Here is a 16,274-nt window from a genome sequence, read left to right as displayed (position 1 = left end):
ATAAGGCAGCTGATATGGGGAATGAAGGGTAATGATTTGATGGTGTGAGGATAGGTTGATCGGTGCCTGAGCGGTATCGAAGCATTTTTGCTGCCGGCTCAATGATTTCGCTCTTTTCTTCTCGATTTCCTAAAAAAGCCTACCGATCAATACGACCTGATTTTGAGCTGTTTTTTTTGCTCCTGTACCGCGTTACGGAAGGAAGTATCCGTCTCCATAAGGTCGTTTACAGATTGTACGGCGTGAATCACCGTGCTGTGATCCCTTCCTCCGAAGTGATATCCTATGGATTTCAGGGAATGGTTGGTAAATTCCTTGCTGAAATACATCGCCACCTGTCGGGCAATTACAATTTCCTTTTTACGCGTCTTGGCCTTTAGTTCTTCTACCTTTATTCCGTAAAATTCAGCGCAAGATTTTTGAATGTATTCAATGCTGACCTCCGTCTCAATATCCTTCACAATGTTCTTCATGATGGATTTGGCCAGGTCCAGACTGATTTCAACCCGGTTTAGGGAAGCATGCGCGATGAGCGAAATAAGGACACCTTCCAATTCCCGGACATTGGTATCGACGGTATAGGCAAGGTACTCGATGACATTATCCGGTATGTGAATGCCTTCCGACTGCATTTTTTTCTGGATAATGGCTATCCTCGTTTCAAAATCCGGCATCTGCAAGTCGGCGGTCAAACCCCATTTAAAGCGGGAAAGAAGCCTTTCCTCCAATCCCATAAGGTCTTTAGGGGCACAATCGGAGGTCATGATGATTTGTCGCTTGTTTTGGTGAAGGTGGTTAAATATATGGAAAAACATTTCCTGGGTTCTTCCTTTACCAGCCAGGAACTGAATGTCGTCAATAATGAGTACATCTACCTGCATGTAGAAATTGGTAAAAGACTTGATATTGCCATCTTTGATACCATCCATAAATTGGTTCACAAACTTTTCCGAAGAAACGTATAGTACGAATTTATCGTCAGGGCCGTTTTTGATTTCGTTGCCAATAGCCTGCACCAGGTGTGTTTTACCCAATCCAACCCCTCCATAGACCATCAGTGGGTTGAAAGAAGTTATGCCGGGTTTATTGGCAACGGCAAATCCTGCCGAACGTGCCAGGCGGTTGCAATCACCTTCAATAAAGGAATTGAAGGTGTAGGTAGAACTAAGGTTAGACTGCAGGGTGGTTTGTTCATCCAGGCTGGACAGATCAAAAGGACTGTGGGCTGCGGCAGCCAACGTCTCCTTTTTCTTTTTTGCTACAGGATTGCTTACCCCCTGAGGATAGCTCACCATGTAAGGTTGGTTGTTTGAATTTCCCTTGTCCACTACCACGGCATATTCCAGGCGCCCATTGGCTCCGATGACGGTCTTTATGGCCAGCTTGAGCACATCCACATAGTTGTCTTCCAGCCACTCATAAAAAAACTGGCTAGGAACCTGGATGGTCAGAACCGATCCATCAATCCTTGCCGGTTGTATGGGCTTAAACCAGGTAGAAAAACTTTGTTCATTGACATGTTTTTCAATTACCCGCAAGCATTCAGTCCATATAGCTATCGCCTCTGAATTCATCCAATTTATTTTAACCGAGAGTGGAAAAATTGTGTTTACTCCTTTACAAGGGGAAACAAAAATGTGGAAAATTATCTTAAATAAAAAATGGGTTTTTACTTGACTTTTTTACTTTATGGGAAACAAGTTTGTTCAGGCGGTTTTTATTTTTTTTTTATTTTAAAAATCAAATTGGGACCCGATTATACCACCGTTTATCCCCGTTGCCTTTTTGGTTTGGGACCGATAAAAAGTTATTTTTGGAAAGTACGTGGAGGGTTTTTCCATCCCCCAACTGTATACAGGACTGATTCTTTGACTACTGTTGGTTATCTCAGTTTCGTACGGCCAGATTCTAATTCTTTACCCGACACATTTATCATAACTGCCATGAAATTGAGCATGACGCAATCGACACACAGAGGGATGATTATAAAGCATGCGAGATTCCATATGGCCGCTTAAAGACAATTATAAACAGATGAAAAGCATAATCCTTTTATTTGATCCTAAAATGGTAGAAGAGGTGGAAACCAGTATTGTTCCGCGATTTGGTGCAGATCTGAAACTCAAGCTCCCGTTTACCAATGAACTTACTGCCGAACTGGGAAAGGAGGATTTTGTGGTTACGTATTTGTCAGATGATCAATTGAAGGAATTATTACCCTTGGCCCTGAACCAGGAGTGGCGCATCGCCCTGCTTCCCCATCCTGAGCTTTTACATGGCAGGCAGGGGTTTGGAGTGGATAGCGACCTGGAGGATTGTATGGATCAGGTCATGGACACTGAGGACACCGAACGTGTGGACTTGCTTACCCTGAATGGCAGGCCCGTTTTTAATAGCGTAGTGATAGGGGAATCATTGAGCCTGATGACAGGCTCCGTGGCCAATAATAGCTGGAAGCGTTTTTGGAAAAAATTCAGCTATTTTTTCAAGCTATTCTGGGTGGCAAGATCGCACCCGTATACCCTGGAAGCGAATGAAAAGGAAAAACTGGACACCGCCGCCATCGGTATGGTCATCGTCCAGCACGGTAAGAGCAATTTGCTCAGCAGGAAGGTTTTTGAAAACTCCTATATCAACGATGGTAAGTTGCATGCCATGATCCTTTCACCAAAGAGCATTTCCGGTTTGTTTTGGTTTGGGTTGGACAGTTTTTTCCGGAAAAAAGGAAAAAGCAGGCTGCCTCCTTTTGCGGCACATATCAAGACGTCTTCCTTGTGTATTTCCAGCGAGGAATCCATCAATTATTCCCTTGATGGAGCCTTGCTGAGTTCGAAAAGACTGGAATTGGAAATCAAACCAAAGGCCTTGAAAATGGTACCTGGTAAGTACCTGGATTTGGAAGGACAAGGTTCTGAGGAAGATATTTTCAAGGTCCGGGTACTTCCACGAGGAGAGGTGCGGGATGAATTACTGAAAAGGAAACTCCCTTTAATCAACCACGCCACTACCGAGGAATTCAAAGAATTATTTTCCAACTTACGTTCAAGTTCCCGGACCAGCAGCAGTTATTTGGTATTGATGGTTTTGTCTACCTTAATTGCCACCCTGGGACTTTTTGGAAACTCCTCTCCGGTAATTATCGGGGCGATGATTCTGGCCCCTCTGATGGCTCCAATCATATCCCTGGCCATGGGTGTTTTACGTCAGGATAAAAACCTGATCATCAATAGCTCCAAAGCCATCGGCTGGGGCATGCTTCTGGGGTACCTTTGCGCAATGGTCATCACCTGGCTCACTCCCCTTAACTTATCGAACGATGAAATCATGGCCCGGGTCCGCCCCAATTTACTGGACTTGGGGATAGCGGTCGGATCGGGCATTGCCGGAGCTTATGCCAGCGCCAAGGAAGAGATCGCCAAAACATTGGCCGGTGTCGCCATTGCGGTAGCTTTGGTACCGCCCCTGGCCGTATCGGGAATAGGTCTTGGCTGGATGGACTGGAGTATTTTTCAGGGAGCTTTATTATTATTAATGACCAACCTGGCTGGCATGGTGATGGCAGCGGCCCTGACTTTTTTATTGTTAGGCTTTAGCCCGTTCCGTTTGGCCAGAAAAGGAATTGCCTATTCGCTTATCGTTGTCGGACTGGTAAGTCTGCCCTTGTTTTTTGGTTTTATGGACATGGTCCGGGAAAAAGATGTCATTTCCAAATTGGATGGATACCGGGTAGAGGGGGCGGTACTGCGAGACATTACCGTCCGGGGTATAAAGCCCGTTCGACTGGCTGTGAAAATTGTGGCAGAAAGAAGTCTTAACGAAAGCCAGTTGCAAGCCATCAAAAACGAGATCGAACAGCTGCTGGGAGAGGAGGTAGAGCTGGAGGTTACCATGGGGGTGACCGTTTTTTGAAAAAATCCGGTGTGAGATTGGGGAATCCCCATAAAAATTGAGTTCGCTTGTGTCAAATACTTAATTAGGTGTTAGTTATTAATTGTCGATGGATTGTCTGACGTAGTTTTGGGTATTTTGGTAATTTATTGATACCTTGATAAGATATTAATCCAAAAACATAATTAATTCATGAAATCGAGCATGACGATAACCTCACATACAGTGGGATGATTTTCAAGCGTGCGAGATTCCATGTGACAATTAAAAAACAATTACTAACACATGAAAAGAAAAGCAACAGCAATTTGGAAAGGAACAGGCAAGGAGGGTAGCGGAACGCTATCATCGCCAAGCGGGTTTTTTGATAATTCTCCCTATAGTGCTAAAACCAGATTTGAAAACGAGGACGGCACTCAAGGAACCAACCCGGAAGAAATGATTGCCGCAGCGCATGCAGGCTGTTTTAACATGGCACTTAGTTTTCAAATTGCGGGAAAAGAATTTACTGCCGAAGAATTGAAAACCACAGCTTCCGTATCCTTGGAAAAAGGAGATGCCGGATTTTCCATTACCGGAATAGTACTGGATCTGAAAGGCAAAGTTCCAGGTATGGATGAGGCGCAATTTAAAGAATTGGCCGAAGTGGCCAAGGAAAATTGCCCGATCAGCAAGGCCCTTAGTTCTGTCCCGATCAGCCTAAATATCTCTTTTAGTTCCTGATTTGATACAGGAAATAATAGTAAGTGCCAGGGATTTTTCTCTGGCATTTTTTATTAATCCATTTCTAGGTAACATTCCTTAGATTGCGCAGAATATGAATCAACAAATGCGCTTATTGGGTTGGGGCACCCTTTTAGGTTTTGGACTCGCAGGGCTTGCACTGGTGTATTTTTTTCAGGAAACTCCGGTTAGGGAACTGCTGGCCGGACATTGGCCCCTTTGGATTCAGGTACTTCTCGGGCTGCTGGCAGGAACGGTTTCCGGCTTTCTTGCGAGATGGGTAATCCTTCGATCGTTTTTTGAAAAAGAGAAAGTAAAATATCGCAACCTGATTAATCAGTGGTCCTGGACGCCTGCAGGGATCGTTTTTATATCTCTTTGTGCTGGTATTGGCGAGGAACTGTTTTTTCGTGCAGGATTGCAGCCATTGCTGGGACTCTGGACAACGGCCATACTATTCGTGCTGCTGCATGGTTATTTAAATCCCTTCAATTGGCGGATCAGTGTATACGGAATCCTTATGGTGGGACTGATTGCATTTTTCGGATACTTGTTCCAACAGGTAGGTATAGTAGCGGCCATTCTGGCGCATTCGGCGTTTGATGCGGTGCTTTTGTTTTGGCTGACGTCTGGTGAGGAAGGGACGGAAGGACTGAGAGAGGCTGAGACTGAGGTACAAAGTGACTAAAAGAGGGAGGGCGTACAGAAATTTTTAGTCACAGAGGACACAAAGAGGACACGAAGGTACGGAGGTTTATTGACCTAGGGACTTAGAGAGTGGGAGACTTTGGGAAGTGGGGACGTGGGGACTTAGAGACGAAGAGAATGAGGGACTAGGAGATGGGGAAAGAGTGAACCGAATCCGGAACCTGAGCGGAGTCGGAGGGATGGGCTGACTTGCCCGTAGCTCGAGACTTAACATTTAAAAAAGACGCAAAAATCCGGATGACAGCAAAAAAAAACCAACCCCGCTCCGCGGAATTTGCAATTCCGCGGTTCAGATAAAGGGGGATTTGTAATCCCTGTGACGTGCACGCCAGCAGGATTACAAATCCTGAGTTATCCGGGTTCGGAATTACAAATTCCGAACAGCGGTGCCTTGGGATTTATAATCCCCATAGCGTACTGATAAGCAGGAATTCAAATTCGCCATTATTCAATAGGAACCTGAAACTCATTGCTACTCCTGCCGCCGGGCGTGATGGTCACATAGCGCAAAACCAGGGATTCCTGGTCGCTGCCTGGATTGGGGGCAACAATCGGTCCCGTGTACAAGCGGGCGGTTTGATCTGCCTTATGGCCGTCCACCGTGTAATATACCTTTGCACCTGCCACCAGGGGCTGGATTCGGATCAAATGCCTGCCGGATTCCTTACTGATGTCCACGATTGCTTCAGGGATACGGAAAAACACCCCCTGTTTTTCCAGTGACAACAAGCTTGCAGGCAACCGATCCCGGAGAAAGGATTGGTAATCTTTTTCCTCCTTTGGCTTCCAGGCCACTTCAGCCAAGGCAAGGGCCCTGGGAAACAGAAAATATTCCATCTTTTGGTTGGTAGGAATGTATTCCGTCCAAAGATTTGCCTGAACCCCCAATACATGTACTGCTTCTTCCTCGCTCAACGCGTCTGGTACCGGTGAGTAGCTGTATACTTTTTCCAGGGGAAGAAAACCGCCAATGGCCAGCGGTTCTGTGGTTTTGTCTTCTGCCTGATAATGATCAAAATACAAATGACTGTTTGGCGTCATGATTACGTCGTGCCCCATTTTGGCAGCGGCGATGCCACCTTTTTCCCCTCGCCAGCTCATGACCGTAGCATTGGGGGCCAGGCCACCTTCCAGGATTTCATCCCAACCGATCATTTTCCGACCGTTTTCATTCAAAAATTCTTCGATGCGTTGGATAAAATAACTCTGAAGTTCATGTTCATCTTCCAGTTTTTCTTTTTTGATAACTTTCTGAGCAATGGCGGAGGTTTCCCAATGATCTTTGGGCACTTCATCCCCGCCTATATGAATGTACTTCGAGGGAAAGATGTCCATTACCTCGGTAAGCACATCTTCCAAAAAGCTGAAAGCAGCTGGGGTTGGACCATAAATATTGTAATGCACGCCCCAATAACCAGGTAATTGCTTGCTGATCTCATTATTTAATGGATCACCCTTGTCATTCACGGCAGGAATCGTGCCTTTCGCTGTTCCTTCTTTTATTTCAAAGCTACCGAATTCCGGGTAAGCAGCAAGTACGGCAGAGCTATGGCCGGGCAATTCAATTTCCGGTATGACGGTAATCTTTCGCTCAGCAGCGTAGCGCACGATTTCCCTTGCTTCCTCCTGCGTATAGTAGCCCCCGTGTTTTTCGTTATCGTAAATGAAAGGCTGATAATCGTAATATTGCCCGATAATGGTGGAATCTCTCCAAGCTCCGATTTCGGTAAGCTTGGGGTATTTTTTGATCTCCAGGCGCCAACCCTGATCGTCCGTCAGGTGCCAGTGAAGGGTATTGAATTTAAGCTGAGACATCAGGTCCAGTATTTTTTTGACCTGAGCGGTGCTAAAAAAATGCCTGGATACATCCAGCATAATGCCCCGGTAGCCGAAGGCGGGCGCATCGGCAATTTCCACCTGAGGTACCACAGCACTTATTCCCTGTATTTCCACCAACTGAAACAGCGACTGCAATCCGTAAAACAAGCCGCTATCAGCCCCTTGGATTATTACCCCTTCGCCGTTAACTTCCAGGGTATAGGCTTCAGGATTGTTTGCGACCATGCTTTCCTCCAACGTAATCAATGGTCCCAAAGCAGGCGGATGCATTAGAATCGGTAATTGAAAACCGGTTTTGGTTTCCAACAGGGCATTAAACAAGGCGGCGGATTTCCTGGCTGCTGCGCTTTCGGCTATCAGAGGCGTACCCGGCTCTAGGATCCATTCCCCTTCCCGGGCAACTACCGTTTGAGGTTGCGGGAGCAGGTGGTTGGTTTGAGCAAGGAGCGTTACCTGGCTAAGTAGTAAGAGTAGTCCGGCTAAAAGGAGATTTTTATTCATGGATGCATTTTTTGTTGCGGCCAGAAGACCTGTTTGCAATAGTTGTTTGGTAAAAAAATTTAATAAGAATCAAATGTAATTATAAAAAATAATAATTAAAACAGAAGACGTTGTGGGAGGGGCTTGGGGACTGAGAGAGGGGGAGAGTTGGAGACTTAGGGACGGACGGACTTAGGGACTGGGAGACTTGGTGACTGGGAGACATAGGGACGAAGAGACGATCGGACTAGGAGATGGAGAAAGAGTGAACCGAATCCGGTCCCTGAGCGGAGTCGAAGGGAGCGGAGTCGGGCTTCGACAGGCTCAGCCAAATAAGTGGACGAATTAACCACTACGATTGAATCGAAGACCAGGGAAACTGCCTAAAAGTCTATTTCCACCCGTCAGGCTACTAATTGCCATCAGATTCCAAGCCCGGGCACGTTTGTGACCACCCCCCGGCCCCCCTCCTGAAACAGGAGTGGGAGACAAGCCATGAATGCTATATTAACCCTTAACCAACACGGCTGAAGCCAATACCTCCTTTGCTGCCAATTTGCCCACAACTACACCTCTGCCCGGACCAACCGCTTTGCTTTTATCAAAGGACATGGAAGGACAATCGTGGTTTTCTCTTTTTACCGCCAATTTCTTTCGTACTTTTGGCTTGATCCAAAAGTACCAAAAGATCAAGGCACAAAAATCCTTCCCCCCGCGATCCTCCCGCACCCCCGGTTTTGTGCCAGCCTGCCCGCTTTTTCCATCCGTAGAAGTTCTGTCAATGCTACTAGATGCTCTATTAAAGCGCAACCCCACACCTCGGGCTACTAATAGCCATTATATTCCAAGCCCCGGAGGGGTGAAATACCATTAACCCCGGGTAAGCCAAGGCACGAGGCGCAGCCTGGGGTAATTGGGGTCTTGCGTTTCCTAAATTGGCCATCCAGCCGCTAAAAAGAGAAACCAGGTTTCCGCCAATGCCCGGGCTGGTTCCATTTCAGGTTGACGCAGATGGCAGGGCGAAGGCTGATGGTGGTAGTAAATGCCTGTTCCTTCTGTACTTTTGGCTTGATCCAAAAGTACCAAAAGATCAAGGCACAAAAATCCTTCCCCCCGCATACCTCCCGCACCGCCCGGTTTTGTGCCGACCTGCCCGCTTTTTTCATCCGTAGAAGTTCTGTCAATGCTACTAGATGCTCTATAAAGCGCAACCCCACACCTCGGGCTACTAATTGCCATCCTATTCCAAGCCCCGAAGAGGCAAAATACCGCTAGCCCCGGGTAAGCCGACAAAGGAGGCGCAGCCCGGGGTAATTGGGGGCTTGCGTTTCCTAAATTGGCCATCCAGCCGCTAAAATGTGAAACCAGGTTTCCGCCAATGCCCGGGCACGTTTGTGACCACCCCCCGGCCCCCCTCCTGAAACAGGAGTGGGAGACAAGCCATGAATGCTATATTAACCCTTAACCAACACGGCTGAAGCCAATACCTCCTTTGCTGCCAATTTGCCCACAACTACACCTCTGCCCGGACCAACCGCTTTGCTTTTATCAAAGGACATGGAAGGACAATCGTGGTTTTCTCTTTTTACCGCCAATTCCTTTCGTACTTTTGGCTTGATCCAAAAGTACCAAAAGATCAAGGCACAAAAATCCTTCCCCCCGCAATCCTCCCGCACCCCCGGTTTTGCGCCAGCCTGCCCGCTTTTTCCATCCGTAGAAGTTCTGTCAATGCTACTAGATGCTCTATAAAGCGCAACCCCACACCTCGGGCTACTAATAGCCATTATATTCCAAGCCCCGAAGGGGCGAAATACCATTAACCCCGGGTAAGCCAAGGCACGAGGCGCAGCCCGGGGTGGTGGGAGCCTTTCGCTCCCTGCATTGGCTATCCAGCCGCTAAAAAGAGAAACCAGGTTTCCGCCAATGCCCGGACTGGTTCCATTTCAGGTTAACGCAGATGGCAGGGCGAAGGCTGATGGTGGTAGTAAATGCCTGTTCCTTCTGTACTTTTGGCTTGATCCAAAAGTACCAAAAGATCAAGGCACAAAAATCCTTCTCCCCGCAATCCTTCCGCACGGCCCGGTTTTGTGCCGACCTGCCCGCTTTGCTTTTCTGTTGACAGGCTATCAAAACTAGTGGATGCTTCGAAAATCGGTTCCTGAAAAAAAGACCATCCCACCAAATGCAAACAGGTCAGAGCCTAAAGCCTATCCCGTATCGAACCGTTTTAACCCCTAACCAACACAGCTGAATTCGAGTTAAGACTAAGCGGCGAAGTGTAGGGAAGATATAGAGACCTAGAGAAAATAAAACCTTTGAGTTCTTTGTGGTTCTTTGAGGCCTTAGTGACAAAAAAAAAGTACCGTAATAGAATAGGGTGGGTGGATATGCTTTCAAACAAAAGTTTGTCACAAAGTACACAGAGAGGACGCAAAGGGCAGGGAGTTTTTGGGAATAGACGAAGGGGGACGGGACCAGGAGACTAAGAGAGAGGGAGCGAGCATCGTCACTGCGAGGGTGCAGACGGAGTCAAATCGAATGGCGGTATCTGCTCCAGCACCCGCGGCAGTCTGTCGGAATACGTTTGTGCTACTCGTTTTCTAATGGCATTCTACGAAGGACTTGTGATTTAGCTTCGGATCAGATTGCTTCGCTAGCGCTCGCAATGACGGTTATTGTTGATTTGATGATTGGCCTTAATTTTCCGCAACGTAGAAGGGATCAATCAAAAATAAATTGGGGTTTTCGGGGGATACGACTACCCGAACGGCATGCATGTCCCGATCGCCAAAGACCTGCACCGCCGTAAAATTCGTGATGGTTTTGCCGATACTGTCACGAAGCGGCTGGTCTACCATAAAGCGGTGATGGTCTCCGTACAATAGCAATACCGGTTTGCCAAAATCCAGTACCTGTTCCCGCAGCAACTGCACAAAACTGGCATGCCCGTTGCGCTCGTTTCGGGCTTGGTAGTCCAGTCCCGCATGCAATACCAGTACGATGCCTCGGCTTTGCGTTTCCCGGGCTTGTTCAAAAAGCTGTTTCAACCAAAAATTGTTGGCTAGTTCCCGCTCGTAAAACTCATCGTTCAGGGCAGCCGAATCCAATTTGAAATTATTATTTGATCCAATCACATGAAACGTTCCGAAAGTAATGGCTGCCTGTTGCCATCGGGCATTTTCAGGAAACTTTTCAAAGCCTTCCCAGCTATTTTGCCGCTGCAGGGTCATCGGATTTTTTCCCTGGCTTTGATCGGTGGAATAAAATAGTTGCCGCAGTTTATCCAGGCGTTCTTCCGGATCATAACCCCCGCAAGCCTCCCGGTGGCAATCCGTCCATTCATTGTCTCCGGGCGTATAAATCAGGGGCTGTTCAAATTGATCGAAATAACCCTTGATTGTTGTAAAATAGGCATCCGAACAAGGCGTGCCACCGGATTTGATATCTCCCACGTGTAGGGAAAAATCAGGATTGGCTGTATTAATCCTCTGTATCAGACGGTCAAAACGCTCAAAATCTTCGGGAAGGTGATAGGGCATATCACCGACGGCCATAAAGGTTAGCGTATTATTTTCAGAGGGAAAGCAGGCACTCAGGCAAGACGAAATAATTAGAATCAGTCCAAAACGGTAGTTCATGTTTCAAATTATAAATGAATTGGCCGTTGAAATAGTCCATTGACCTGCATAATGCAGGATGATTTCTCTATTGACCCCAGCTATCTTACGATTAAGAAAAAACATCAAATGTAAACGATGGCTGAAATTGATCAGCCTTATAAATCTAAATCAGCACTTTTTCACGACCAAATAAAATGATAATTCTTTTCGGAAAATGGCAGGCGAAAAGACATTTTCCTAGTAAACCGATAGGGATAACATAAAAATAATTTTGAGTACGAAAACGCCCATAAATGAAAAATTATCTTCTCAAAAACAGAAAAACATATTTATAATACAAAATAGAATATTTGAAAATTATTCAGGTGTTTTGTCCCTTTAGAAGGGGCACCTGGTAGGCCCATTTAAATCCCCCCTAAAGTTTTGAAATAAATTACTGCCCCACTACTTTTAGGTCTTCAGACGGCTGATACTGGCGGCGAGCGTAAGGTGAGCTGTGGATTTGCGGCCGATCCAATTAATCCCAAAAAACCAGTAACAGATAGCCTCGCTCCTGAAAATACAAAGCAGGGAGTTACTTCCCTCTGCGGGCAACCCATTGCTTACCAGCCTAAGTCCTTTTTGGGACTCACCGGGCGAAGCTGTATCCGACTTATAACCCTAGATGTTTTCTCCCAGCCTTATTACCTTATTGATAGTGGCAGGATTGGTACTGGTACTTTACCGAGACCTGCTTCGACCGTCTTTCGCATTTTTGGGGGCGGTTTTTTTATTGCTCCTGCTGCAGATCATTCAGCCGGAGGAGTTTTTGTTGGGGCTTGCCAATAAACAGATCATCGTTATCTTTCTACTTATTGGTCTTACGGCTGGCATTCAGCAGAACATCGGAAACGGCTTCTTTTTTAGAATTTTTAGCCAAAAACTGAAACCGGGCGTATTTCGGGTTCGCCTGATGCTGCTGGTAGGGAGTTTGTCAGCGGTGCTAAACAATACCCCTGTGGTAGCGTTTATGATTCCCTATGTAAAGGAATGGACCAAGACCAATAAGTACCCGGCTTCCAAATTTCTGATCCCGCTTTCCTTTTCCACCATTCTCGGTGGCATGATCACCGTGGTAGGCACTTCTACCAACCTGGTGCTAAACGGACTGATCAGCCAATACGACCTTCCCTTGCTGGGGTTTGAGGACTTCCTTTACCTGGGCTTGCTGGTGGCCTTCTTTGGAATCCTATACCTGAGTATAGCCTCCAATCACTTGCTTCCGGTCAGGGAGGAAAATAAAAGTGAAATCATTGATCACCTAAACGAATATCTGGTCGAAACCCGCCTGCCGCAGGGATCCAAAATGCATGGCAAAACGGTGAAAGAAGCCGGATTGCGAAAACTAAAGGAAATATTTCTAGCGGAAATCAAAAGGGGTAACCAGGAAATTTCTCCCGTGGGCCCCAATGAAATCCTGCAGGAAGGAGATAAGCTTTTTTTTACTGGCAATTCGGAGGCCATTCTGGACCTAATCCGCGAAGAAAACGGTCTAAGTCTGCCGGAAGAAGGACATGTGTCCAATTATGGGTTCTTTCAGCTTACAGAAGCAGTAGTACCTGCCAGTTCGTCTCTGATCGGCGAAAAGATCAAAGACAGTGACTTCCGCAACCGCTACCGCGCTTCTATCATCTCCATTCATCGGAACGGAACCCAGCTAAAAGGAAACATAGGAGAAACCAAGGTGCAGGCGGGGGACCTGTTTTTGATGCTGACCGGAAAGGATTACAACCGAAACGAATACCTGAAAGACCTGATTATCATTACGCTGAGGGGAGAACTCAAGCAGGAAAACGGGCGGTTTCGGGGCTTACCTTCCTTGCTGGCCTTGGCCCTGTTGTTTACCGGGATTATAGGCTGGGTAGATCTTTTTATGGCAGCTTTTGCCGGAATCCTTACCCTGTATTTATTTAAAGTGTTAAATTTGCAGACTTTACGGAAGGCGGTGGACCTGGATCTCTTACTGATTCTGGTTTGTTCACTGTCTCTGGGAGTGGCACTGAATAATTCCGGAGCGGCCAATATGCTGGTTACGGGACTGCTTTACCTGACGCAAGGTTCCGATCCGGTATGGGCATTACTGTTGCTATTTATGATGACCCTGGTTTTGACCAGCCTGATCACCAATGCGGCGGCGGTATCCATCATGTTTCCCATTGCGATGGAGTTAGGGCAACAGTTGGGGCAACCTTTGACACCCTTTTTCGTGGCCATCGCTTTTGCTGCTTCCGGAGATTTCATGACCCCCATAGGTTATCAAACCAATCTGATGGTCATGGGGCCCGGAAATTATAAGTTTAAGGATTATTTTGCCATTGGATTTCCGCTGACACTGATCTACGGAACGGTTGTCATCTTGTTTATCCAATGGTATTATTTATAAATCAATCAAAGCAGCAGTGATGCCGCGGGATTTCTATGCAGGAAAACATTCATCCATCGGAATTTAAGATTACACGGCAACTCCGGCAAGAAGCCCTGGGACAAAAACCCGCGCTGATCTGGTTTACCGGTCTGTCCGGCTCCGGCAAATCCACCCTGGCCAATGCCACGGAGCAGTCTCTGTTCCAAATCGGTTATCATACGTACCTGCTGGACGGGGACAACATTCGCACCGGCCTGTGCAGCGACCTAAGTTTCAGCAAGGAAGATCGGGTAGAAAACATTCGCCGGATCGCCGAAGTGGCGCAGTTGATGATGGATGCCGGACTGATCGTTTTATCGGCCTTTATCTCTCCCTTCCGATCCGATCGGGATATGATACGGGATCGGGTAGGTTCCGACCGTTTTCTGGAGATTTTTGTGGATTGTCCCCTGAAGGTCTGCGAACAGCGAGATGTCAAAGGGTTGTATCAAAAAGCCCGGCAGGGATTGATTAAAGATTTTACAGGGATTGATTCCCCCTACGAAGCACCCGAATCCCCCTTTAAGGTGATCAAAACCGCTGAAGTTCCGTTGGAAAAAGGGGTCACGCAATTGGTAGAAGCATTGGACAAAAAATTAAAATAGTAACTATGGCACATTATTATCTATCCCATCTGGAAGAACTGGAAGCTGAGGCGATTTTTGTAATCCGGGAGGTGGTCTCTCAGTTTGAAAAGCCGGCGCTTCTTTTTTCCGGCGGAAAGGACAGCATTGTACTGGCCCACCTGTCGCGGAAGGCATTTTACCCTTCCCGGATCCCCTTTCCTCTGATCCACATAGATACCGGGCATAATTTTCCGGAAACCATCGCCTTCCGTGATGCACTGGTGGAAAAGCTGGGAGTACAGTTGATCGTGGGATCCGTACAGAAAAGCATTGACGAGGGAAAGGTACGGGAAGAGACCGGCGCCAATGCCAGCCGGAATGCCCTGCAGACCGTAACCTTGCTGGATACCCTGGAGGAATACAAAATAGATGCAGCCATGGGAGGCGCCCGTAGGGATGAAGAAAAAGCCCGGGCAAAGGAGCGGTTCTTTTCCCATCGGGATGAATTCGGACAGTGGGATCCCAAAAACCAACGGCCCGAGCTCTGGAACCTCTTTAATGGTAAAAAACACATGGGCGAACACTTCCGCGTGTTTCCGATTTCCAACTGGACGGAGATGGACGTGTGGCAATACATACAAGACCAAAACATCGATTTGCCCTCCCTGTACTTTTCCCATCAGCGGGAGTGCGTGGTGCGGGATGGGGTAATCCTGGCCAAATCGGATTTCATTCAGTTGAAGCCTGAGGAGGAAATAAAGACGATGACCGTCCGGTACCGGACTTGCGGAGACATGCCCATCACGGGAGCCGTGGAATCCGATGCCGATGATCTGGAAAAAATCATTGCCGAAGTAGCCACCACCCGAACCACCGAAAGGGGAACACGTGCGGATGACAAACGCGGCGAAACAGCCATGGAGGACCGGAAGAAGAGCGGGTACTTTTAGGAGACTGAGAGATGTGGAGACTTAGAGAGGTGGAGACTCAGGGAAAATAAAACCTTAGTGCCCTTCCTAGTTCTTTGAGATCTCTGTGACAAAAAAAATAGTAACGCAATTGTATAAATGTGCTTTCAGACAAAAATTCGTCACAAAGTACACAGAGAGGTCACAAAGGGCGCAGAGTTTCTGGGAAAAGGACGAGGAGACTAGGAGACTGAGAGATGTGGAGACTTAGGGACGAAGAGACGAAGGGATGATGTAGTGATCGGATGATGGCGCCGTCACTGCGAGGGTGCAGAAGGAGTCAAATCGAATGATCGTAATTGATCGGGCACCCGTGGCAGTCTGTCGGAATACGATTCCATCATTCGTTTTATGGTGGTATTCTACGAAGTCCTTGCAGGTCTCGCTTCGGATCAGATTGCTTCGCTGGCGCTCGCAATGACGGTGGTTGATGGTTTGATGAAGTGAGGATGTCGTCACTGCGAGGGTGCGTTTTTTGTTCACTATAAACTATGGAGATCGTCCTACGCTCCCGCGGCAGTCTGTCGGAATACGATTCCATCATTCGTTTTATGATGGTATTCTAGGAAGGCCTTGCAGGTCTTGCCTCGAATCAGATTGCTTCGCTGGCGCTCGCAATGACGGTGGTTGATGGTTTGATGAAGTGAGGATGTCGTCACTGCGAGGGTGCGTTTTAGGACAAAAGAGGATCGCATCACTCATCGCACCCGTGGCAGTCTGTCGGAATACGTATCCATCACTCGTTTTTGGATAGTATTATACGAAGGCCTTGCAGGACTCGCTTCGGATCAGATTGCTTCGCTGCGCTCGCAATGACGGTGGTTGATGGTTTGATGATGTGAGGATGTCGTCACTGCGAGGGTGCGTTTTAGGACAAAAGAGGATCGCATCACTCATCGCACCCGCGGCAGTCTGTCAGAATACGTATCCATCACTCGTTTTCTGATGTTATTCTACGAAGTACTTGCGGTTCCGCTTCGGATCAGATTGCTTCGCTGGCGCTCGCAATGACGGTGGTTGATGGTTTGATGAATGGACA

Annotated in this window: 13 protein-coding genes; 6 read left to right on the top strand and 7 right to left on the bottom strand. The window is 47.3% G+C overall.

All coding sequences use genetic code 11. The features are described from left to right. Window positions 1-146 precede the first annotated feature (146 nt). Window positions 147-1,574: a chromosomal replication initiator protein DnaA gene (dnaA, locus tag GKS34_RS15355; protein WP_163385866.1), complete on the bottom strand. Its 1,428-nt coding sequence runs from the start codon at window positions 1,572-1,574 to the stop codon at window positions 147-149. Between the two features lie 460 nt (window positions 1,575-2,034). Here dnaA and GKS34_RS15350 point away from each other — a divergent pair, with 460 nt between their 5' ends. The 3 genes from GKS34_RS15350 (at window position 2,035) to GKS34_RS15340 (ending at window position 5,299) form a co-directional block, all read left to right on the top strand. After that, entirely contained in the window at window positions 2,035-3,909 is a 1,875-nt protein-coding gene (locus tag GKS34_RS15350; RefSeq protein WP_163385865.1) for a TIGR00341 family protein, read from the top strand. Between the two features lie 264 nt (window positions 3,910-4,173). Then, on the top strand, window positions 4,174-4,611 hold the full coding sequence (locus GKS34_RS15345) for an OsmC family protein (protein ID WP_163385864.1): 438 nt from the start codon (window positions 4,174-4,176) through the stop codon (window positions 4,609-4,611). Between the two features lie 94 nt (window positions 4,612-4,705). After that, complete coding sequence (locus GKS34_RS15340; protein WP_163385863.1) at window positions 4,706-5,299, top strand: CPBP family intramembrane glutamic endopeptidase; 594 nt, start codon at window positions 4,706-4,708, stop codon at window positions 5,297-5,299. A gap of 464 nt (window positions 5,300-5,763) precedes the next feature. Here the strand turns inward: GKS34_RS15340 and GKS34_RS15335 are convergent, their stop codons facing one another. The 5 genes from GKS34_RS15335 to GKS34_RS15315 all read right to left on the bottom strand — a co-directional run bounded on the left by GKS34_RS15335 (window position 5,764) and on the right by GKS34_RS15315 (window position 11,276). Beyond that, window positions 5,764-7,659, bottom strand: a complete 1,896-nt coding sequence (locus GKS34_RS15335) for a beta-N-acetylhexosaminidase (RefSeq protein ID WP_163385862.1) — start codon at window positions 7,657-7,659, stop codon at window positions 5,764-5,766. A gap of 486 nt (window positions 7,660-8,145) precedes the next feature. After that, window positions 8,146-8,448, bottom strand: coding sequence for a hypothetical protein (locus tag GKS34_RS15330; RefSeq protein WP_163385861.1), 303 nt, complete (start codon window positions 8,446-8,448; stop codon window positions 8,146-8,148). A 140-nt stretch (window positions 8,449-8,588) separates the two neighbouring features. Continuing rightward, on the bottom strand, window positions 8,589-8,804 hold the full coding sequence (locus tag GKS34_RS15325; protein WP_163385860.1) for a hypothetical protein: 216 nt from the start codon (window positions 8,802-8,804) through the stop codon (window positions 8,589-8,591). A 288-nt stretch (window positions 8,805-9,092) separates the two neighbouring features. Further along, on the bottom strand, window positions 9,093-9,422 hold the full coding sequence (locus GKS34_RS15320; RefSeq protein ID WP_163385859.1) for a hypothetical protein: 330 nt from the start codon (window positions 9,420-9,422) through the stop codon (window positions 9,093-9,095). Between the two features lie 912 nt (window positions 9,423-10,334). Next, on the bottom strand, window positions 10,335-11,276 hold the full coding sequence (locus GKS34_RS15315; protein WP_163385858.1) for a metallophosphoesterase: 942 nt from the start codon (window positions 11,274-11,276) through the stop codon (window positions 10,335-10,337). 646 nt (window positions 11,277-11,922) lie between these two features. Here GKS34_RS15315 and GKS34_RS15310 point away from each other — a divergent pair. The 3 genes from GKS34_RS15310 to cysD are packed head-to-tail and all read left to right on the top strand — an operon-like array spanning window position 11,923 to window position 15,217. Continuing rightward, window positions 11,923-13,680: an SLC13 family permease gene (locus GKS34_RS15310; RefSeq protein ID WP_163385857.1), complete on the top strand. Its 1,758-nt coding sequence runs from the start codon at window positions 11,923-11,925 to the stop codon at window positions 13,678-13,680. 35 nt (window positions 13,681-13,715) lie between these two features. Then, window positions 13,716-14,306 carry an adenylyl-sulfate kinase gene (gene cysC, locus GKS34_RS15305; protein WP_163385856.1) on the top strand — a complete coding sequence of 197 codons (591 nt, stop codon included), beginning with the start codon at window positions 13,716-13,718 and terminating at the stop codon, window positions 14,304-14,306. Window positions 14,307-14,311: 5 nt separating this feature from the next. Next, complete coding sequence (gene cysD, locus GKS34_RS15300; protein WP_163385855.1) at window positions 14,312-15,217, top strand: sulfate adenylyltransferase subunit CysD; 906 nt, start codon at window positions 14,312-14,314, stop codon at window positions 15,215-15,217. Window positions 15,218-15,442: 225 nt separating this feature from the next. On the opposite strand, the gene GKS34_RS15295 is transcribed toward cysD, so the two are convergent. After that, window positions 15,443-15,694 (bottom strand): hypothetical protein, encoded by a 252-nt coding sequence (locus GKS34_RS15295; RefSeq protein WP_163385854.1) that lies wholly within the window; start codon window positions 15,692-15,694, stop codon window positions 15,443-15,445. Window positions 15,695-16,274: the final 580 nt, after the last annotated feature.

The organism is Cyclobacterium jeungdonense, from assembly GCF_010994275.1.
Lineage (GTDB): Bacteria > Bacteroidota > Bacteroidia > Cytophagales > Cyclobacteriaceae > Cyclobacterium > Cyclobacterium jeungdonense.
Note: the sequence above shows the minus strand (reverse complement) of the source record. Positions and strands in the feature narration are given on the sequence as shown.

Excerpts from the sequence above, each read along its gene's own strand:
- dnaA (WP_163385866.1), bottom strand. The coding sequence starts at position 1,574 with ATGAATTCAGAGGCGATAGCTATATGGACTGAATGCTTGCGGGTAATT.
- GKS34_RS15350 (WP_163385865.1), top strand. The coding sequence starts at position 2,035 with ATGAAAAGCATAATCCTTTTATTTGATCCTAAAATGGTAGAAGAGGTG.
- GKS34_RS15345 (WP_163385864.1), top strand. The coding sequence starts at position 4,174 with ATGAAAAGAAAAGCAACAGCAATTTGGAAAGGAACAGGCAAGGAGGGT.
- GKS34_RS15340 (WP_163385863.1), top strand. The coding sequence starts at position 4,706 with ATGAATCAACAAATGCGCTTATTGGGTTGGGGCACCCTTTTAGGTTTT.
- GKS34_RS15335 (WP_163385862.1), bottom strand. The coding sequence starts at position 7,659 with ATGAATAAAAATCTCCTTTTAGCCGGACTACTCTTACTACTTAGCCAG.
- GKS34_RS15325 (WP_163385860.1), bottom strand. The coding sequence starts at position 8,804 with ATGAAAAAAGCGGGCAGGTCGGCACAAAACCGGGCGGTGCGGGAGGTA.
- GKS34_RS15320 (WP_163385859.1), bottom strand. The coding sequence starts at position 9,422 with ATGGCTATTAGTAGCCCGAGGTGTGGGGTTGCGCTTTATAGAGCATCT.
- GKS34_RS15315 (WP_163385858.1), bottom strand. The coding sequence starts at position 11,276 with ATGAACTACCGTTTTGGACTGATTCTAATTATTTCGTCTTGCCTGAGT.
- GKS34_RS15310 (WP_163385857.1), top strand. The coding sequence starts at position 11,923 with ATGTTTTCTCCCAGCCTTATTACCTTATTGATAGTGGCAGGATTGGTA.
- cysC (WP_163385856.1), top strand. The coding sequence starts at position 13,716 with ATGCAGGAAAACATTCATCCATCGGAATTTAAGATTACACGGCAACTC.
- cysD (WP_163385855.1), top strand. The coding sequence starts at position 14,312 with ATGGCACATTATTATCTATCCCATCTGGAAGAACTGGAAGCTGAGGCG.